At 60.3% G+C, this 19,325-nt stretch carries 20 protein-coding genes; 9 read left to right on the top strand and 11 right to left on the bottom strand.

Annotated features, from left to right (window positions below):
- Window positions 1–249 precede the first annotated feature (249 nt).
- The gene (locus QF031_RS06650) at window positions 250–993 is read left to right on the top strand and encodes a polyprenol monophosphomannose synthase (RefSeq protein ID WP_307425711.1); all 744 of its coding nucleotides are present in this window, start codon (window positions 250–252) and stop codon (window positions 991–993) included.
- Window positions 994–1,103: 110 nt separating this feature from the next.
- Here QF031_RS06650 and prfB read toward each other — a convergent pair whose 3' ends face one another.
- From prfB to QF031_RS06610, 8 genes are all read right to left on the bottom strand, one after another.
- Window positions 1,104–2,225 (bottom strand): peptide chain release factor 2, encoded by a 1,122-nt coding sequence (gene prfB / locus QF031_RS06645; RefSeq protein WP_307425707.1) that lies wholly within the window; start codon window positions 2,223–2,225, stop codon window positions 1,104–1,106.
- Between the two features lie 54 nt (window positions 2,226–2,279).
- Complete coding sequence (locus QF031_RS06640; protein ID WP_307425704.1) at window positions 2,280–2,690, bottom strand: pilus assembly protein TadG-related protein; 411 nt, start codon at window positions 2,688–2,690, stop codon at window positions 2,280–2,282.
- A gap of 29 nt (window positions 2,691–2,719) precedes the next feature.
- A complete protein-coding gene (locus tag QF031_RS06635; protein ID WP_307425701.1) occupies window positions 2,720–3,145 on the bottom strand; it encodes a hypothetical protein in 426 nt (141 codons plus the stop codon).
- 142 nt (window positions 3,146–3,287) lie between these two features.
- On the bottom strand, window positions 3,288–3,704 hold the full coding sequence (locus QF031_RS06630; RefSeq protein WP_307425698.1) for a TadE family protein: 417 nt from the start codon (window positions 3,702–3,704) through the stop codon (window positions 3,288–3,290).
- A gap of 3 nt (window positions 3,705–3,707) precedes the next feature.
- Window positions 3,708–4,004: a hypothetical protein gene (locus tag QF031_RS06625; protein WP_307433582.1), complete on the bottom strand. Its 297-nt coding sequence runs from the start codon at window positions 4,002–4,004 to the stop codon at window positions 3,708–3,710.
- A gap of 70 nt (window positions 4,005–4,074) precedes the next feature.
- Complete coding sequence (locus QF031_RS06620) at window positions 4,075–5,016, bottom strand: type II secretion system F family protein (protein ID WP_307425695.1); 942 nt, start codon at window positions 5,014–5,016, stop codon at window positions 4,075–4,077.
- Window positions 5,013–5,870, bottom strand: coding sequence for a type II secretion system F family protein (locus QF031_RS06615; RefSeq protein WP_307425692.1), 858 nt, complete (start codon window positions 5,868–5,870; stop codon window positions 5,013–5,015). The genes QF031_RS06620 and QF031_RS06615 overlap by 4 nt, the downstream gene beginning before the upstream one ends.
- Window positions 5,867–7,090, bottom strand: coding sequence for a CpaF family protein (locus QF031_RS06610; RefSeq protein WP_307425688.1), 1,224 nt, complete (start codon window positions 7,088–7,090; stop codon window positions 5,867–5,869). The genes QF031_RS06615 and QF031_RS06610 overlap by 4 nt, the downstream gene beginning before the upstream one ends.
- Window positions 7,091–7,808: 718 nt before the next feature.
- Between QF031_RS06610 and QF031_RS06605 the strand changes: the two genes are divergently transcribed.
- Window positions 7,809–9,869 carry a lysozyme gene (locus tag QF031_RS06605; RefSeq protein WP_307425685.1) on the top strand — a complete coding sequence of 687 codons (2,061 nt, stop codon included), beginning with the start codon at window positions 7,809–7,811 and terminating at the stop codon, window positions 9,867–9,869.
- A gap of 59 nt (window positions 9,870–9,928) precedes the next feature.
- On the opposite strand, the gene rfbA is transcribed toward QF031_RS06605, so the two are convergent.
- Window positions 9,929–10,795: a glucose-1-phosphate thymidylyltransferase RfbA gene (gene rfbA / locus QF031_RS06600; RefSeq protein ID WP_307425682.1), complete on the bottom strand. Its 867-nt coding sequence runs from the start codon at window positions 10,793–10,795 to the stop codon at window positions 9,929–9,931.
- A gap of 56 nt (window positions 10,796–10,851) precedes the next feature.
- Between rfbA and rfbB the strand changes: the two genes are divergently transcribed.
- The 4 genes from rfbB to QF031_RS06580 are packed head-to-tail and all read left to right on the top strand — an operon-like array spanning window position 10,852 to window position 14,413.
- Window positions 10,852–11,850 carry a dTDP-glucose 4,6-dehydratase gene (gene rfbB / locus QF031_RS06595; RefSeq protein ID WP_307425679.1) on the top strand — a complete coding sequence of 333 codons (999 nt, stop codon included), beginning with the start codon at window positions 10,852–10,854 and terminating at the stop codon, window positions 11,848–11,850.
- Between the two features lie 3 nt (window positions 11,851–11,853).
- Complete coding sequence (locus QF031_RS06590; RefSeq protein ID WP_307425675.1) at window positions 11,854–13,278, top strand: bifunctional dTDP-4-dehydrorhamnose 3,5-epimerase family protein/NAD(P)-dependent oxidoreductase; 1,425 nt, start codon at window positions 11,854–11,856, stop codon at window positions 13,276–13,278.
- Window positions 13,275–14,006: a glycosyltransferase family 2 protein gene (locus QF031_RS06585; RefSeq protein WP_307425672.1), complete on the top strand. Its 732-nt coding sequence runs from the start codon at window positions 13,275–13,277 to the stop codon at window positions 14,004–14,006. Before QF031_RS06590 ends, QF031_RS06585 begins: the two co-directional genes overlap by 4 nt.
- Before the next feature lie 8 nt (window positions 14,007–14,014).
- Window positions 14,015–14,413, top strand: coding sequence for a DUF2304 domain-containing protein (locus tag QF031_RS06580; protein WP_307425669.1), 399 nt, complete (start codon window positions 14,015–14,017; stop codon window positions 14,411–14,413).
- A 65-nt stretch (window positions 14,414–14,478) separates the two neighbouring features.
- Here the strand turns inward: QF031_RS06580 and QF031_RS06575 are convergent, their stop codons facing one another.
- Window positions 14,479–15,360 carry a glycosyltransferase family 2 protein gene (locus tag QF031_RS06575; RefSeq protein ID WP_307425666.1) on the bottom strand — a complete coding sequence of 294 codons (882 nt, stop codon included), beginning with the start codon at window positions 15,358–15,360 and terminating at the stop codon, window positions 14,479–14,481.
- Window positions 15,361–15,600: 240 nt separating this feature from the next.
- On the opposite strand from QF031_RS06575, the gene QF031_RS06570 reads away from it, so the two are divergent.
- From QF031_RS06570 to QF031_RS06560, 3 genes are read left to right on the top strand one after another with little or no spacing between them, the layout of a single operon-like run.
- On the top strand, window positions 15,601–16,530 hold the full coding sequence (locus QF031_RS06570) for a glycosyltransferase (RefSeq protein ID WP_307425663.1): 930 nt from the start codon (window positions 15,601–15,603) through the stop codon (window positions 16,528–16,530).
- A gap of 32 nt (window positions 16,531–16,562) precedes the next feature.
- On the top strand, window positions 16,563–17,270 hold the full coding sequence (locus QF031_RS06565; RefSeq protein WP_370874495.1) for a glycosyltransferase: 708 nt from the start codon (window positions 16,563–16,565) through the stop codon (window positions 17,268–17,270).
- On the top strand, window positions 17,267–18,304 hold the full coding sequence (locus QF031_RS06560) for a glycosyltransferase (protein ID WP_307425657.1): 1,038 nt from the start codon (window positions 17,267–17,269) through the stop codon (window positions 18,302–18,304). Before QF031_RS06565 ends, QF031_RS06560 begins: the two co-directional genes overlap by 4 nt.
- Here QF031_RS06560 and QF031_RS06555 read toward each other — a convergent pair.
- Entirely contained in the window at window positions 18,301–19,224 is a 924-nt protein-coding gene (locus QF031_RS06555; RefSeq protein WP_307425654.1) for a glycosyltransferase family 2 protein, read from the bottom strand. The two genes, QF031_RS06560 and QF031_RS06555, sit on opposite strands and share 4 nt — an antisense overlap.
- Window positions 19,225–19,325 lie beyond the last annotated feature (101 nt).

Raw genomic sequence — 19,325 nt, 5'->3', positions numbered from 1 at the left:
GATGCAGCCCAGTTCTGCAGCCGGTGCACGGGTTTTCGTTTGGGGAAAGTAGGGCCCCGGCCCCTTGACTATACGCAAAAATGTCCGGTGGTTGGCCGGGCTTTTGGGGCGTGTCGCCGGATCGGCACCTTTGTGTGGAGGACCGCTCGCCAGACCGGCCCCGTTGGTTTTCTTTATAATGGGTGGCTGTGCCCTGGAGCAGCCAAGCTGCTCCAAGCGCATCCACCATTCCCTCCAGGAAGGCCTCTTGTGCGCGTCCTTACGATCATTCCCACCTACAACGAACTGGAATCACTGCCCAAGACGCTGCAGCGCCTTCGGAAGGCCGTTCCGGCGTCGGACGTGCTGGTGGTCGATGACAACAGCCCCGACGGCACCGGCCAGCTTGCCGACGGCTTCGCCGCTGAGGACTCCCAGGTGCACGTCCTGCACCGCAAGGGCAAGGAAGGCCTGGGCGCGGCCTACATCGCCGGTTTCAAATGGGGCCTGGACGCCGGCTACGACGTCCTGGTCGAGATGGACGCAGACGGTTCCCACCAGCCCGAACAGCTTCCCCAGCTCCTTGAAGCGGTGGACCAGGGCGCAGACCTGGCCATGGGCTCACGCTGGGTTCCCGGCGGCAGCGTGGTCAACTGGCCCCTCTACCGCCAGGCCATCTCACGCGTGGGCAGCACCTACGCCCGGCTGATGCTGGCCCTGCCCATCAAGGACGTCACCGGCGGCTACCGCGCGTTCCGCAGGACCACCCTCGAAAAACTCAACCTGGACCAGGTCGACTCGGTGGGCTACGGCTTCCAGGTGGACCTTGCCTGGCGCGTGGCCAAACTGGGCCTCCGCATTGAAGAACGCCCCATCACCTTCGTCGAACGCGAACTCGGCGCCTCGAAGATGAGCGGCAACATCGTGATCGAAGCCATGATCAACGTCACCAAATGGGGTCTGGCCGCCCGCTGGAACACGCTGCGGCGCCGTGGCTCCGCGGACAGGAAATAGGGTCCAGCGACTGCAATTCTCGAGTGACTGAAAAGAACTGCCCCGGCATCTCCATGCCGGGGCAGTTCTTTTTAGGTTCGGGTGCTTTGTTTTTGTGTGCGCGACTGCAATCAGCTGTTGTTGTCCGCGTTCCGGTTGTCAGTACGCCAGCGGATGCCGGCGTCGATGAAGTCGTCAATCTCGCCATCGAACACCGCGGAGGTGTTTCCCACCTCGTGCTCGGTGCGCAGGTCCTTCACCATTTGATACGGGTTCAGCACGTAGGAACGCATCTGGTCACCCCAGGACGCCTTGACATCCCCGGCCAGCGCCTTCTTCTCCGCATCCTCCTGCTCCTTCTTCAAGAGCAGGAGGCGGGACTGCAGCACGCGCATGGCAGCCGCGCGGTTCTGCAGCTGGGATTTTTCGTTCTGCATTGAGACCACGGTGCCGGTGGGGATGTGCGTGAGGCGGACCGCGGAGTCCGTGGTGTTGACCGACTGGCCGCCCGGGCCGGATGAACGGAATACGTCCACCCGGATTTCGTTGTCCGGGATCTCGATCGAGTCTGTCTGCTCGATCAGCGGGATGACTTCAACGGCCGCGAACGACGTCTGGCGGCGGCCCTGGTTGTCGAACGGACTGATCCTGACAAGGCGGTGGGTGCCGGCTTCCACACTGAGGGTGCCGAATGCATAGGGTGCCTTCACCTCGAAAGTGGCTGACTTCAGTCCGGCTTCCTCCGCGTACGAGGTGTCCATGACAGTGGTGGGGTACCCGTGCCGCTCAGCCCAGCGGAGGTACATGCGCATCAGCATTTCTGCGAAGTCCGCGGCATCAACGCCGCCGGCACCTGCCCTGATGGAAACCACAGCTTCGCGTTCGTCGTATTCACCGGACAGCAGGGTGACCACTTCCAGGTCTTTGAGGGCCTTCTTGATGGACTCGAGTTCGGCAGCGGCCTCCCCCATCGAGTCTGCGTCGTCCTCGTCCTGCCCGAGTTCCACCAGGACCTCAAGGTCGTCAATCCGGGCCTCCAGGCTGGTCAGGCGCTCCAGTTCGGACTGGCGGTGCGAGAGCCGGGAGGTGATTTTCTGCGCGGCCGCGGGGTCGTCCCAAAGGTTCGGCTCGCCCGCCCGCTCGCTGAGTTCGGCGATGTCTTCCTTGAGCGCCTCGACGTCGGTAACGCGTTCGATGGACTCGTAGGTGGCGCGAAGCGCGCGGATCTCAGCGGAAAAATCAATATTGGCCATGGTGGTTTAAGCCTACGCTATCGGGGAATACCGGCCAGCTCGGCGCTCAGCGCCTTACCGAATCAACCGCGAGCGCGCGGTGGACGTCGCCTCAATGGGGATTCCGTCGGGAATAAGGAAATTCACCACAGGCGGGTGGACGGCCGCTGTGAGGACCACGACGGCGGTGGAACCGTCCGGCGAACCCGTTGCCCCCGTCACGGCAAGGCCGGAGAAACGTTGCGAGGCAGGGCTCCTTGCAACGAAGTCGGCTGCCACGTTCCGGACGCGGGCGGGGTTGAGGACTGCCGAAGGGCTTCCGCCCTGTGTTGAGACTTCCCCCAGCGTGTAGCTGTCGGCAGCGGCAAGCGATGCCCCGTCCGCCAGGGACAGAAGGCGCTTGTGCTCCAGATAGACGGCGGATGTCCCGATGACCACCGTCGCCACCAGAAGGGCCAGGAGCACGTAGCCGAGGATCATCACCATCAGCTGACCGCTTTCGTCAGCTCGGCCTTTCACCGGTACCGCCCCACGAGCTGGGTCGAAGAAGCTTCTACTTCCGTTGCGGACAACCCTTCGGCAAACGGCACGAACGGCAGCGGCACCGTCAGTCTCACGGTCACCGTTACGGCCGTGCCCGCCGCCTGGCAGTCAGCAGGATTACACGTGGTGCTCATGTTTGCGCGGTCCGGCTGGTGCCCGAAGTCGGAAAGGGCAAGGGCCACCGCCCGCTCCGCGGCCGCCTGCGCCGTAGAGGCATCGGCCTGGGCGACAAAGACCTTCGCAGCCTGGTCGGCGGCGCCCACTACGGCAAAGGAACCGCCCTGGATCTGACCAACCGTAATAACGAAGTACACAATCGGGACCATCAACAGGAGTGCAAGGAAGGTGAACTCGACGACGGCGCTTCCCTTTTCATTCGGGTGGCTCTGCCGTGGCATCCCCTGCGCTCGGCGGCAGGTTCCCGGGGATGCACAACCCAGCTCGTAGTCCCCTGCTTTCTCTCGGCACAGTGCCACTGCGAGGCGCGCCCGAAAGCGCCGACGGACATTGGACCTGTGCACTGACAAGGGATGGAACGCATCAGGGCTGAATGGCTGCATGCCCTTTCACCTCCAGCATGTCCCGCGGTCCGATAAGACCGATGACCGGCATGGGAGACCGGACAGTCACTTCCAGGGTGCGCATCCCTTGCAGGTTCACTTCCTGGGTACTGACCTGTTCAGCAAAGCTTTGGTTCAATGCCACCTTGATGAGGCTTCGGGTTCGTTCTTGCGCGTCAGAGGCGGTGCGGTCAGCGAGGGTTCCATACCGCGCCCCGGACGCAGCAGCATCGATGAGCGTATTCCGGACGTGCAGAACCAGGGTCAGTTGGATAATTGCCAAAAAGAACATCGTCAGCAGCCCGCCGACCAGGACAAAGTCCACGACGGCTGAACCCCGCTCACCCGGCCGGGATAACTCCGGCTGCACCGCCGGCCCGGGAGCGGACATCCCCATGGTTCAGTTCCCTACCTTGTCCATGGCCTGGTTGAACATAGCCTCCAGTGCCGGGCCTGCGAGCGCCAGCAGGGCCGCAACCAGGACCGCGGACATCAGTGTGATCATCACCCACCCCGGAACGTCACCGCGTTCAGGATGATCGTTGGCGTGCACGGCAACCAGTTCGCCGTTATCCTGCCAGAGGCCACTCTGTGCGCCCCGAAGACGGTGCGGCCGGATCGTCCGGAGCACCTGAAAGTGCAGCGACGCCGCAAGGCCAAGAAGCAGCGCCACGAAGCGGGTTCCCATGATGTTCATTTGGTCCTATTCCTGTTCCTAGAAGGGACATGCAGTTGTTGCTGAAGTTTGGGCCTCGGGGGTTTGGCCATCAGAAGCCCAGGTTGATGGCGGCCAAGCCGGGAAATACCGCAAACACGACGGTCAGGGGAAGCACTCCGAAAACCAGGGGCACCATCATCGCGATTTCCTTCTTTCCAGCCGCCTCCATAAGGTCGCGCTTCGCTGAATCGCGTACGTCCTGCGCCTGTGCGCGGAGCACGTCCGCCAAAGGAGTTCCTCTTTCCACCGCTACGATGATCCCGTCGACGAACCTGACCAGTGGCGAAAGGTCGGTGCGTGCAGAAAACTCCTGCAGGGCCACGACCAAGGGTTTGCCGGCCCTTGTTTCCGCCAGAATCTTCGAGAACTCCTTGGACAGTTCACCGTTCGCACTCCTGCAGACGCGATCCAAAGCGCCTGTTGCGCTCTCCCCCGCACCAACGGCCAGGGCCATCAATTCGGCAAGGCTTGGAAACTCGGCCATCATCCGTGTTTCCCGCCGACGCACTTGGACGCCCAGCCAGTAGTCCCGCAGCACGAAGCCTGCTGCGGCACTGCCGATGATCGCCGCTGCCGCAAAAACCGGGCTGAATTTGCCTGCTGCTGCTCCAGCGAGGACGACGATTAGTGAGACGACAAAACCGCCCGCTGCCCAGAGCAACTGCTCTGCACGGAAGTCAAGGGGTGATTTGCTGATCCCCGCTTGGGCGAGTCGCCGGCCGGTCGCCCCGGGCGAGGGGTTAAGCCTTCCCAACGCTGAAAGCCATTCCCGGAGGACGGGCCGGAGTATCCGTTCAAGCGGGCCGAACGGCGTGAGGGTCTGCTCCCCAATGCGCAGGAGCCGCGACTCCAGGTTCTGCGACTTCAGCTGGGGCTCAATCCGCTCAGCGAAGGTTATGGCACGCATGGGAGGAGACCGGAAGATAACGAGCCATAGTCCGCAGCCAAGGATGATCCCGAGGATCACGGCGACGGCCGAAACAGTCATCAACGAAGCACCCTTTCGTCCTGCGGCAGGGCCCCGATCTTCAACATGACCGTGTAGCAAACCAGTGAGACCACCAGCCCGCCGAGCAGCACTCCGGCCCCGACAGGGGTGTTATAGGCCTGGATCGCTTCTGGCCTGGTCGCAAGCAGAATCAGCACAATCCAGGGCGCAGCAACGGCGAGGCGGGCGGCATTGATGGTCCAGGACTGGCGCGCTTCAAGCTCACTGCGGGTCCGGGAACTCTCCCGCAGGAATTCCGCCAAGGTCCCCAGGAGCTTTCCCAGGTCTGAGCCACCCACTTCCCGCGTCAGTCGAAGTGCCTCGACGATGCGGTCCGCCACCGGGTCGGCCAGGCGCTGTTTCAATTTGTTCAAGGACCCATCAAATTGGCCGCCGGCCCGGTAGTCGGCCCCGAACTCGCGGAAGATGGGCCGCAGTTCCTCGGGGCCTTTATCTCCAAGCTGGATAAGGGCCTCAGGCAACGGCAGGCCGGCCCGGATTGCGGATCGAAGGTGATCAACTACGTCAGGCCATAGTTGGCGCAGCATGGCCGTCCGCTTTTTAGCCCGCCATCGGAGCAAGGTGATTGGGAGCCAGCCGCCGAAAAGGCCGAAGCAACCGGCGATAGGCCACGAACGGCTGAGGCCGTAGAAAATCAGCGCCACGAAGATCCCCAGCCCAAGGCAAGTCCCAACCAGACCTCGGGCTGAGACTTTGTCTACTCCGGCGGCGGCGAGCAGGTCCGCCAGGCGGCCGGGCTTGTGCTCCCGGAGCACGGGGGCTGGCGTTTCCCAACAGGACCACCAAATGAGGAAGAAGCCAACCCCCGCCGCCGTTCCCACCAATGCTGCGATCATCGCGGATCCAGCAGTGCGGCGACGTCGTACCCTGCCTTCGAAAACTTCTCCGCCGCGGGCATGGCGTTTGCCCGGGGATGCAGGACTCCGTTTTCCAGGGCAAACACGAGCGAGGACTCGATTATGCCGTTTTCCACGCGCCGCCCCAGTGACAGGACTTGGGTCACTTGCCGCCGTCCGTCGGCGTGCCGGCTGCAGTGCACCACAAGGTCTATGCAGGACGCGACAGTAGGAACCACGAAGGCGCTCGATATGTTCTCGCCGGCGAGCAATGGCAGTGTACATATCTTGGTTACTGCATCGTGGGCCGAGTTGGCGTGGACGGTGCACATCCCAGGAAGACCGCTGTTAAGGGCGATGAGCATATCAAGGCTCTCGGCCTCCCGCACCTCGCCCACCACCAATCGGTCCGGACGCATGCGCAGTGCTTCCTTCACCAGGCGACGAAGTGGAATTTCGCCCTCACCTTCGAGGTTTGGTTGCCTGCACTGCAGACCCACCACGTCCCGCAGCGGGAACTGCAGCTCGAAGATCTCCTCGACCGTGATGACGCGTTCCCGGCTTCCGATGCTGGCAGCCAGGCAGTTCAGCATCGTTGTCTTGCCTGCCTGGGTTGCCCCGGAAACGAGGATATTGAGGCCGCTGGAAACTGCTGCGCCGAGAAACCGTGCCGCCTGTGGTGTCAGTGTCCCCAACTCCACCAGATGCTCAAGACGGCTGGCTTTCACGACGAACTTGCGAATGTTCACAGCCCAGTGGCGCCGGGTCACGTCCGGAATGACGACGTGCAGCCTGGAACCGTCGGGCAGTGCGGCATCGACAAATGGCGACGACATGTCCAGCCTCCTGCCGGAGCTTTTGAGCATGCGCTCCACCAGGTCACGCACCTGCTGCTCGGAAAGGCTGAGTGAGGTCAGCTCAGACTCACCGTTGCGCGCCACGTAGATCTCATTGGGGGCGTTGAGCCAAATCTCCTCAATCGAGGGATCATCCAGGAGGGGTTGAAGTACCCCGAACCCGGCGACGGCGTCGAAGAGGAACCGGCGGGCCGCGTCAAGGGGTCCTAAAGGCGGAAGTGGTCCCAACAAAGCACGTTCGTCATAGTCGGTGACCGCCGCTTCCACCAAACGCCGGACCTCGCCGGCTTGCCTGAGCGGATCGAGACCACGGCGGCGGATGAGCTCACGGACCTCGTCCTCCACAATGTCCAGCGCGTCCATATGATCCCCCATACAACTGCCGCCCCCGGCGGAGGCAGTGCGACTGAGGAACAGCCTATGGACCCTATCCCGTGGCAACAAGTCATCAACGCGTCCTTTGTGGATAAGTGCCGATCCTCAAGATTTACTCCGAATCTCAAGATCCCACTGGTAAGACCGCAAGATTCACACCAGTAACAAGAGAATCACTGGTTCCGCCAGTAACACGGATGCTAAGGTGAGCGCGTTATTTATCGAAATAGCACTATCAGGTGCCTTCCTGGGGAAGTCACCTGAGCAGTATCCAAAGAGGTGCTTCAGGGAGCATCTCATTGTCTCCGGAGCACACATGAAGCGGAACCTGTCTCAGTCCCGTAACCCAACTGTCAAGACTATCGGGGTGGCCCTGTTGGCCGTCTCAATGCTTGCCGGGCCTGGTATGGCCGGTGTCGCCACGGCCGCGGAAGTTAGTCCGGCGCCAGCCCCTTCGGCAACATTCGCTCCAACTTCTTCAGTTGCTGCCACGTCGACTCCGACTCCAACATCCACCTCAGTCCCGACCTCTGACCCGCTGCAAACCACAGCCGCCATTCCCACTCCTTCGTCACAAACAATGGCAGAAGCCATTGGACGAGGCGGAGCTGAGATGGGCCAACGGTCGGCTCGCGTCACTGCCTCAGCCTCCCCTGACGCCGCCAAAAAGCTCAGCGTCGAGTCCTTGGCTGCGCAGGGAACTTGGATGCCGACCTTCGGAATTCAGGGGCTGGATGTCAGCGCCCACCAGTCATCGGTGGACTGGCAGCAACAATGGAACATGGGAGCGAGATTCGCTTATGTAAAGGCCTCTGAAGGCAACTACTACACTAACGAGCTCTTCAGTTCCCAGTATCAAGGGTCACGAGCGGTTGGCATGATTCGCGGCGCCTATCACTTCGCCATCCCCAACTGGTCGTCAGGCGCGGATCAGGCCCGCTACTTCGTTCAAAACGGGGGCGGCTGGTCTGCAGACGGTTACACGATGCCCCCGGTCCTGGACTTCGAATTCAATCCCTACGAAGGCCGTACTATTAACGGCTTTTACTTCGGGAACACCTGCTACAACATGTCGCCAAGCCAGTTGACTTCCTGGGTCCAGGACTTCGGCAACACCATGCGGTCTTTGACAGGTAGATTGCCGGCGATCTATACAAACACGAGCTGGTGGAATCAGTGCCTGGGTAACCCGGCCGGGTTTGGGGACTATCCGCTTTGGGTCGCGGCCTACCCGTCCTCTCCAACCAATAATGCGGGACCTGTCCCGACGGCAAGTTGGAGCGCCTACAGCATTTGGCAGTACAGCAGCACGGGGCCCTTTGCTGGCGACTCGAATGTCTGGAATGGTGACTATTCTTCACTCCAGCGCTTCGCGGGAGCGGCACTCCCGACGGGCAGCTTCGATGAACTGACAATCAGTGGCAGTGGGACACAATTCGCCCTCCGCGCCCGGGGGTGGGCCGTCGATCTCGCCAATACGAACCTTTCTAATCCACTGCACATCTACGTAAAGGCGCCTGACGGAACGACAACCGGATATCCCTGGACCGCCAACGTCTCCAGGCCGGATGTTGATCAAGCACTCGGTTACGGACCGAACCATGGTTTCGAGGGCTCTATACCGATCACCCGGTCAGGAACATATTCTGCATGTGCCTACTCAATTGGCACCTATGGCAACACTCCCCTGGGCTGCAAGACCGTAACCGCCACTGGCATTGGTGTGCCCATTGGCAACTTCGACAATTTGGGACAGATCCGGACTGCGGACAAGGTCAGCCTTCAGTTGAAAGGGTGGGCTGTAGACCAGGCTAACCCCAGTGTGTCTTCTTACGCCGACACCTATGTCACCTCTCCGGACGGAAAGACCACCGGTTATCGCATGACTGCTGATGCCCCACGAGCAGATGTTCAAAGTGCTACAGGACTGGGGGAAAATCACGGTTTCGACTACCAAGTTCCTGTTACTACTGCGGGCACTTATAAGGCATGTACCTACGCCATCGGCCAGAACACAAACTTGCCATTGGGTTGCCAAACGGTGGCCGTTGCTGCCAGTCCATCGCCCTCAGGCAGCTATGATTCTCTGTCTCTCGCTTCGGCGGCAAATTCCGCGAATCTTGTCGTTGGTGGCTGGGCCTTGGACCCCTCACAGCCCGCTACCAGCATTCCGGTCGGCGTCTACATTTCCGCCAAAGACGGATCCGCGGTGACGAACCCGGCTCCAGTCAACGTCACGGCGAACCTGAAAAGGCCAGACGTGAACGCGGCTTTGGGCACGGTGGGCGACCATGGTTTTCAAGCAGCGATCCCCATATCGTCGACTGGCAATTACACAGTCTGCGCCAAAGCGATTGGTGTCGCGCCTGTGTCGAACGGACCGACATTGCTTGGGTGTAAGAACATCGCGGTGACCGCCACTCCACCTACGACGGGTGCTCTCGACGGTGCCAGCATCCAGGTCTCAAGTGGCCAAGCTACTGTACTTACACAAGGTTGGACACTTGATCCGGCGCTGCCGGCCGTCTCTAACCCCGTCCACGTATACATAACCTTCCCGGACGGCAGCACGAAGGGCTACCCCTTCACAGCGAATCTTAAGCGTTCGGATGTAAACACTGTTCTGCAGACTGCAGGCGACCATGGCTATTCGACATCGGTTCCGGTCACGGCCCGAGGACAGTACCGCGTCTGCACTTACGGGGTAGCGGTCTCCGTATTTGCCTCGTACAACTCCCAGTTGGGATGCCGAACGTTGACCTACTAGGCACGAATAAGGGGGTGAAGCCAGTGGCTTCACCCCCTTATTCGTGCCCGGCCCCAAAACTACTTCTCAGCGAGGAGCTCCAGCAGGTATGCCCCGTAGCCGCTCTTGACCAACGGCTCGGCACGCTCGCGAAGCTCCTCGTCGGTGAGGAACCCGAGGCGCCATGAAATCTCCTCAGGGGCACCGATTTTCAGTCCTTGCCGATTTTCGACGGTGCGAATGAAGTTCGAGGCGTCGTTGAGGTCATTGAATGTGCCGGTATCAAGCCAGGCGGTTCCGCGGGGCAGAATTTCGACCTGGAGCTTACCGGCTTCCAGATAGATCCGGTTTACGTCGGTAATTTCCAGTTCCCCGCGTGCAGAGGGCTTTAGGTTCTTGGCGATGTCAACAACATTGTTGTCATAGAAGTAGAGGCCGGGAACCGCATAGTGGCTCTTTGGAGCAGCCGGTTTCTCTTCCAGTGACAGAGCTTTGCCGTTGTCGTCGAACTCCACCACGCCGTAGGCGGACGGATCTTTGACCCAGTATCCGAAGACGGCTCCCCCGTCGATGGTCTTGAAGCGGCGCAGTTGGGTGCCCATGCCCTGGCCATAGAAAATGTTGTCGCCCAGCACCAGCGCAACACTGTCGTCTCCGATGTGGTCAGCGCCGAGGACAAAGGCCTGGGCCAACCCATCCGGCGATGGCTGCTGCTTGTACGTGATGGAAACACCGAATCGGGAACCGTCCCCGAGCAGGCGCTCAAACTGCTCCGCGTCGTGGGGAGTCGTGATGATCAGGATGTCCCGGATACCTGCAAGGATCAGGGTCGACAGCGGGTAGTAAATCATCGGCTTGTCGTAGACCGGTACCAACTGCTTGCTGACACCCAGGGTGATGGGGTGAAGCCTGGAGCCGGTTCCGCCGGCAAGTATTATTCCTCGCATGTCCCCCATCTTTCCCTTCGCTTAGGGCAGCAGCAAATCCGGTAGTCTAGGGAATTATGCAGCGACTTCTAGTGACCGGCGGAGCCGGCTTTATTGGCTCAAACTTTGTCCACTACGTTCTCGAAAACACCGAAGACCATGTCACTGTTCTGGACAAGCTGACGTACGCGGGCAACCTCGAGTCGCTGCAGGGCCTCCCCCAGGAACGCTTCACCTTCGTTCAGGGCGACATTGCAGATGCCGGGCTTGTGGATGGTCTTGTAGCCGATACCGACGTCGTTGTTCACTATGCTGCTGAGTCCCACAATGACAACTCCCTCCACGACCCGCGCCCGTTCCTGGACACTAACATCATTGGCACCTACACGCTGATTGAAGCAGCGCGTAAGCACAACAAGCGCTTCCACCACATTTCAACCGATGAGGTCTACGGAGACCTTGAACTGAATGACCCGGAGCGCTTCACGGAGCAAACGCCCTACAACCCATCCAGCCCGTACTCCTCCACCAAGGCCGGATCCGACCTCCTGGTAAGGGCATGGGTACGGTCCTTCGGACTGCAGGCGACCATCAGCAACTGCTCCAACAACTACGGTCCGTACCAGCACGTGGAAAAGTTCATTCCCCGGCAGATCACCAACGTGATCGACGGGATCCGCCCAAAGCTTTACGGGAAGGGCGAGAACGTCAGGGACTGGATCCATGCCAACGACCACTCCTCCGCAGTGCTTGCCATCATCGCCAAGGGCACCATCGGTGAAACGTACCTGATCGGGGCCGACGGGGAAAAGAACAACAAAGAAGTTGTGGAGCTGATCCTCAAGCACATGGGCCATTCCCCTGATGCCTACGATCACGTTGTTGACCGGCCCGGCCACGACCTGCGGTACGCCATCGACTCGACAAAGCTCCGCAATGAGCTGGGATGGGAACCCAGGTTCTCCAATTTCGACGAAGGGATTGAAAACACCATCGCGTGGTACCGGGAAAACGAAGACTGGTGGCGCCCCCAAAAGGCCATCACCGAAGCCAAGTACAAGGAACAGGGCCAGTAACAAATGTCCCTGACATTCTCAAAAAATCTTGCCGCTCACGAAACACCCATTCCCGGCGTCGTCCTCTATGACCTTCCGGTGCACGGCGACAACCGGGGCTGGTTCAAGGAGAACTGGCAGCGGGAGAAAATGGTAGCCCTTGGACTGCCCGATTTTCAGCCGGTCCAGAACAACATTTCCTATAACGAAAAAGCTGGGACCACCCGCGGGATCCACGCCGAGCCTTGGGACAAGTTCATCTCGGTTGCGACCGGACGTATCTTCGGGGCATGGGTCGACCTGCGGGAAGGCCCGTCATTTGGCGCCGTCTTTACAGCCGAGCTTGATCCGAGCCAGGCCATCTTCATACCCCGGGGTGTTGGCAACGCCTTCCAGACACTCGAGGACAACACGGCCTACACCTACCTGGTGAATGACCACTGGTCCGCAGATGCGCAGGGTCAGTACACCTTCCTGAATCTGGCAGATGAGACAGCGGCGATCGAGTGGCCGATTCCACTTGCCCAGGCTGAACTCTCGGCCAAGGACAAGGCGCACCCCCGGATGGCTGACGTCGCACCAATGCCTGGGAAGAAAACTCTCGTGGTGGGTGCCGATGGGCAACTGGGCAGGGCGCTGCGCGCAACGTACGACGGCGACACAACAGTTGAGTTCGCAGGCCGGGCGGAGTTTGACCTCAGCAGTGAGGACAGTTTCTCCAGCAGGAACTGGAAGAACTACTCCACCATCATCAACGCGGCGGCCTACACAGCCGTCGACGCTGCCGAAACTGCAGAGGGTCGGGCCGCCTCCTGGGCCATCAACGTTGCGGCCGTGGCGCAACTGGCGCGTGCCGCCGTCGAGCATAACCTTGCTTTGGTTCACGTCTCGTCGGACTATGTCTTTGACGGAACCCGGGACAGTCACGACGAGGAAGAGCCCTTCACCCCGCTGGGGGTCTACGGGCAAACCAAGGCGGCTGGGGACGCTGTTGTCAGTGTTGTTCCGCGCCATTACATCGTCAGGACGAGCTGGGTCATCGGGGAAGGCAACAATTTTGTCCGCACCATGGCCAGCCTTGCGCGCAAAGGCGTCAAACCCTCAGTCGTAAACGATCAAAAGGGCAGGCTGACTTTCACCGACGACATTGCAGCCTTCATTCGGCACCTGCTCGATCGGGACGCGGCCTACGGAACGTACAACTTCAGCAATGACGGCCAGGTGAAAAGCTGGGCGGATATCGCCGGAGACGTCTACGAGCAATCCGGAGCATCCCGGGCTGATGTCACAGGCATCACCACAGCTGAGTACTTCAAGGACAAAGCGGCGGCTCCAAGACCACTCAACAGCGGCCTGAATCTGATCAAGGCACAGTCCACAGGTTTTGACATAGCCGACGCCGGAGCCAGGCTTGCCGCCTACTTGAAGGCGGAAACCGATAACGCATGACTCCTGCAGAGCAAGCCCACCGTACCCTGGTGATCATGCCGGCATGGAACGAATCCGAAGCTATCGGCAACACCATCCGGGAAGTGTTCGAGTTCGGGCCCGACTGCAACGTCCTCGTTGTTGACGATGGATCCCGGGACAACACCGCACAGGTTGCACGCGACGCCGGCGCACTGGTGGTGCAGCTCCCTTTCAATATGGGCGTGGGCGGCGCTATGCGAACTGGCTTCAAGTACGCCAAGATGCATGGGTACACGCGGGTCATTCAGGTGGACTCGGATGGCCAGCACGATCCCCGTGACATCAAGGCTGTCCTGGACGGACTCCAGGAAGCGGACATCGTCATCGGCGCCCGTTTCGCGGATAAAGGGAATTACACGGTGCGCGGGCCCCGCAAGTGGGCCATGAACGTTCTTGCCTGGACCATTTCGCGGATTGCCGGGACTCGCCTGACGGATGTGACGTCAGGATTCCGCGCAGCCAATGCCAAGGCCATTAGGCAGTATGTGGACCATTACCCCGCAGAGTATCTCGGTGACACCATCGATTCGCTCGTCGTCGCCATCAGGTCTGGGTGCACTGTGCGCCAGGTGGGCGTTTCGATGCGTGAACGGCAGGGGGGAACTCCCAGCCATGACCCGGTCAAAGCGGCCATCTACCTGGGCCGGTCAGCATTTGCCCTCCTTTTTGCGTTGACGCGCAAGAAAATCGAACCGTCGTCCAACTAGGAGTTTCCATGGCCACCCTCGTTGGCTTCATCTTTGTGCTGGTCATTTTGGTCATCATCTTCGAAATGCTCCGGCGCCGCCACCTGCGTGAAAAGTACGCCGTTATCTGGATCATCATCGGCATCGGGGTGCTGGTCCTGGCTGCGTTCCCGCAACTGCTCTTCTGGTTGAGCGGCGTGCTCGGCGTGAAGGTGCCCTCAAACCTGTTATTCGCAGTAGCGCTGGTGCTGCTGGTTTCAGTTTGCCTGCACCTGTCCTTCGAGCAGTCGCAGGCGGAGGATGAGATCCGTGTCCTGGCTGAGGAGGTTGGCATCCTTCGCCTCAAGATGCAGGAGCTCGAATCCGGAACGTCCGGAGGCGGCGCTGCGGGCAGCGGGCCACGCCCGGACGCACTGCCTCCCGCATAATTAGGCAAAAAAACAGGTGGCTGTCCCGGCACTCCGGGGCAGCCACCTGTCGTTTAAGGCTAGGTTCAGGAGACCACGTGCTTCAGCAGCCTCGGCAGTGAATCGGTCTTTCCAATCATCAGTGAACGGGCGACGAGGGTGGCCGCGTTCAAGCGTGACGTTGTGTGGAAGGATGCAGCCCGGGCCGTCCCACTCCAGCCGAGCTGGCGGAAACGCCGTGCCTGTCCTTCAAAGAATGCCCGCTCTTCGTCGAACCGGCGTCCATCGAGGGCCTTAACCGACGAATCCGATGCGGAATGCCGGCGGTAGAGGAATGACAGCGTCGGATCCACCACCATGGAGCCGCCCTCGGCGGCGATGTCCAACAGCAGCGCAAGGTCCTGGACCACATGCAGGCCCTCTGTGAAGCCGATGCGCCGAATGACGTCTGTCCGCCACGCAAGGGACGGGAAATATGCCCAGTCAGCACGAACCAGGCTGGTGGCCATCTTCTCCCCCTGGAGGAGAACGGTGGATTTGGTCGACGGGGCATAAATCCTTTTCACGACGTCAACCAGCGGCGAACACGCACGGCCCTTTTCGTCGATGACCTGCACACCGGGCTGCACGACGCTGGCTTCCGGGTACGCGTCAAACGCCTTAGCGACAACATCCAGGTAGTTCGGCAGCATGATGTCGTCCGCCCCCATAACGACCACAATAGGCGCCTCGGCCAGCTCCAGCGCCTTGCGGTAATTGCCGTTGGCACCAAGGTTCGTTTCGTTTTTTTGGTAGGTCACCCGGGGATCCGACATGGACTCGAACCAGCGCTGGGGTTCCGGGCTCGGGTACCCGTCGTCGACCACTATGAGGCGCCAATCCTCGAACTGCTGGCTCATGACGCTTTGGGCCGCAAGTTTCATCAGGTCGACGTCCCCATAGTAGGGGAGCAATACATCAATGGCCATGTGCCAGGTAGGTCCTTTTCTTGAAGATTCACAGGGTTTGGATCTGTCTGCCCGGAGATGAGCACCCCGACAATGCTACCGCGTGGCCTCCCCACCGGACTCTCCCTGAAAGGCGGGCGCGGGGCCACGGGCAGCCGAATGGAGGGGCCCACGGCCAACGGTAGACTGAAGCCTGCTGTCTGGCAGTTCCCTGACGCACAGGAACGGTCTATTTCGGTAAGCGAGAAGGAACCATAAGACGTGACGCACCAGAGTGAGCCGCGGGTGGTGGCCGTAGTTTCGGCCTTCCACCCTCCCCAGGATCTGCCGGAGAGGGTCAAGCAACTCAACCAGCAAGTCATCCATACAGTAGTGGTCGACGACGGCTCGGATTTCCAGCAGACCAGCGGCGTGCTGCGGGAGTTGGAAGACCTGGGGTGCACGGTCGTGCGCATGCCCGACAACGTCGGGATCGCCGCAGCACTGAATGCGGGCATCGAGACAGCACTGAAGAGCTGGTCGCCGGACTTCGTGGTCACCCTCGACCAGGACTCCGCCCTCGACGATGGCTACATTGCCGCCGCACTCGAAACCTTCGCGGCGGCCCGTACCAGCGGCGTCAACGTCGGCCTGGTCAGTGCCCAGTCGCACAACGGACTCAACGTTCCGCTTCTCACCCGGGGTGCCCGTTTCCCTGAGGCCTTCGATCCCCTCCAGTCTGGTGCCGTCATCCCGGTTTCTACACTCAACACCGTTGGCATGCTCGACGAGCGCCTCTTTATCGACTTCGTCGATTCCGAATACAACCTCCGCGTCAGGTCTCACGGTCTAGCAACCCTGGTCGGCAGGGGCTGCAACATGACTCATGCTCTGGGTCAGGCACAACCATTGATGCTCTTCGGGTGGCATGTCTCGTTCCTGGGCCGAAAACGCCATGTGCATTCGCATGCTCCTTGGCGGGTGTACTACATGGCCCGCAACCAGATCCACCTCTGGCGGCAGTACGGTGCCAGGTTTCCGGTCTGGCTACTCCGCAGGCTCCGTTTCCAAATCGTCAGCGATCTCTTCAGGATCATGTACGGAGCAAACCGCAAGGGACAATACCGGGCCTTCGTCCGAGGGTGCCTGGACGGCTGGTTCGGGCGGCTCGGGAAGATCGATCCGGATTTTCAGCAGAGGATTAGCAGATGAGCGGAAACGATAGGGTGCGGGTGTCCGTCTGCATGGCCACCTACAACGGGCAGGACTACATCACAGAACAGGTTGATTCCATCCTCGCGCAGTTGTCTTCCGAGGACGAACTCATCATTGTGGACGACGCTTCGAAGGACTCAACGCTGGAGGTCGTCCGCCGGCTTGAAGACCCGCGCATCATTCTCCTGTGTAACAAGGAAAACATTGGTTACGTTGCCAGCTTCGAGAAGGCGATATCGGCAAGCAAAGGTGAGTACATCATGCTGTCCGACCAGGACGACGTGTGGCTGGCCGGACGTGTTGACACCCTGGTCGCCGCCCTACAGGCCAAGGACTTTGCCGCGAGCAATTTCACTGTGTTTGGTGGCCCGGCGAACAAATATCACAAGGTCCAGCTCAAAGAATCGGACAGCAGACGCTGGATGGCGAACCTGATTACGACGTGGATCGGCATTCGTCCCTACTACGGGTGCACCATGGCATTCACGGCCCGGGCAAAGAAGCTCATACTTCCATTCCCTGGATTCCTCAAAGAAACCCACGACCAATGGATCGCCATTGTGGCCAACCGCAACCGGGACATGGTCCATGTGGCGGCACCGACAGTGGCCCGGCGCCTGCACGACGACAACACGACCCCCAAGACGCGCCGACCCGTCGCGGTCATCCTCCGTGCCAGAATCATGCTCTTGCGTGCCTTCTTTGTGGCACTGGGCAGGAAGGCTGACGCCCGATGATTCCGCAGCCACACACAGCCCCGGAGCAACCCGGCGCAGCCGGTTTTGTTTCCTCTTTCGGTGCCGTGGCGCTCGCCGCCTACCAGCCGGACGAGCCCCTCTTCGCCCGGCAGCTTCGGTCTATCCAGGCCCAAACCCACAGCGACTTTATCTGCCTCATCTCCGTGGACGGAGATTACCGACGGGTTGCGGACATGGTTCGGCGCGCCTGCGGTGATGACGACCGGTTCCACGTGCTCGGGTACGAGGACCGCCTTGGATTCCACCACAACTTTGAACGCGCACTCAAAGCCGTCCCGGAGAGAGCCCGCTGGGTCGCCCTGAGTGACCAGGACGACTATTGGTATCCCGGGAAGCTCGAAGAATTGCTTCCCGGGCTGGAAAGAGCAGCTCTGGTGACCGGCCAGGCACGGGTCGTAACACCGGACGTATCTGCCGCAGGCCAAGACCCGGCCTTGGGCACGGTCACGAACAGGAGAAACGTCCGAGCTGCCGATCTCATTGCCAGTAACCAGGTGACAGGATCACTTTGCGTGTTTCGCCGCGAAGTCCTTGATTTGGCACTGCCGTTCCCGTCGCTGGCCGCTCCATCCCAGTACCACGATCACTGGATCGGGCTTTGCGCCTTGGCATCTGGCGGAGTCAGCATTGAGAACTTGGTGCTGCAGGACTACATCCAGCACGGCGCCAATGTTGTAGGAGAATCACGGCAGCGCCTATCGACATCAATTCGTAACACTGTTCGGTTCGTCAAAAGGTACGAGGCAAGCTTGTCCCCGCGGAGTATCTGCCGCATTATCTACAAAACGGGGCTCGGATGGCGCACCCTTATGGCAGAAACCCTGCTTGAACGGACGGCAACAGGACACTTCACCACGGATGGTGACTTGAGGGACAGCCTGCAAGCATATGCATCCCCGAACTTCGCACGGCTCTTCCGCTTACTGGCGGCTGGGGTCCTGCGCAACAACGTTTCTGCCATCAGAGCCGTAGAGATCCTGCTCGGCGCACCCCTGAAGAAGGTGGCCCGCTAGAGTCGGCTGGCGATGCTACTCCGGCGTTCCGGACCCAAGCTGTTCCAAAGTTCACCAGGTTCCAGCGGCCTGGGCAACGTAAACATGCCCGCATACAACCCACGCAATGTGCCGGAAAGCCAGGTCTTCTTACTTTTTGCGACTGGGAACTGTCTTGCGGCCAGTATGGCCAGCCCAACAAACCTGACAACCGGTTGGTAGGCCATGACCTTGGTAGGGCGGCCGAGTCGTGTCAACCATAGGCTGTTGCGCAGGAAATAATAGAGGCGCCAGCCCATATCCACAACTGCAACGTTGTTAGGGTGCTGCACTTCGGAGGACATAAGCAGGACACCGAAGGAGGACCGCGCCAGTCGCTGCGTGTACTCGACGTCATCAAACCAGATAAAGAAGTCGGCATAAGGCAACGTCGTGGCGGCCGCAAGCTTGAGGTCAATCAAAGCTCCAACAAACGTTGTGTGACTAATGGCGGTACCACCCAGTCGTTGCGCCCTGAGCTGGGATTCCGCATTCGTGGATATTGGGGGCAGGTTACCCGGCACGACTGCCCCATTCTGGTCTCGAACGAGCGGTGCTGCAAATGCAGGTGGCGAATCACTTTCCATGACGTCAAGGAGGGGCGCCAATGCTCCAGGCCGAGGCTCTGCGTCATCATCCATCAGCCACGCAAAACTGTGACCTTTCTGTATGGCCAACTCAACGCCCCAGGCGAAACCTCCAGCACCACCCAAGTTTGCCCCAGTCTCGAACAGCGTGATTCCTGGATGGTTTTGCGTTACATATTCAGCACTGCCGTCAGTGGATCCGTTTTCGATCACGATGATTTCATCGAGCGGACGTGTCTGCGCTTCCAAAGCTCTGAGGCACTTCTTCAGGTAGTCCAGTCTGTTGAAGGACACGACTACGGCTGCTACGGACATGAAGGATCCTGACTTTGCGGTGCGAGTTACCAATCCAGCTTAGTGGAACCGGGAAGCCCTGCGGAGCCGCGGCAGTATTCCTGCTCTAAGCTTGAGGCTTT

It is taken from the genome of Pseudarthrobacter defluvii, from assembly GCF_030816725.1.
In the GTDB taxonomy this organism is placed as follows: Bacteria; Actinomycetota; Actinomycetes; order Actinomycetales; family Micrococcaceae; genus Arthrobacter; species Arthrobacter defluvii_A.
The sequence above is the reverse complement of the archived record's forward strand: the minus strand, read 5'-3'. Positions and strand labels throughout refer to the sequence as shown.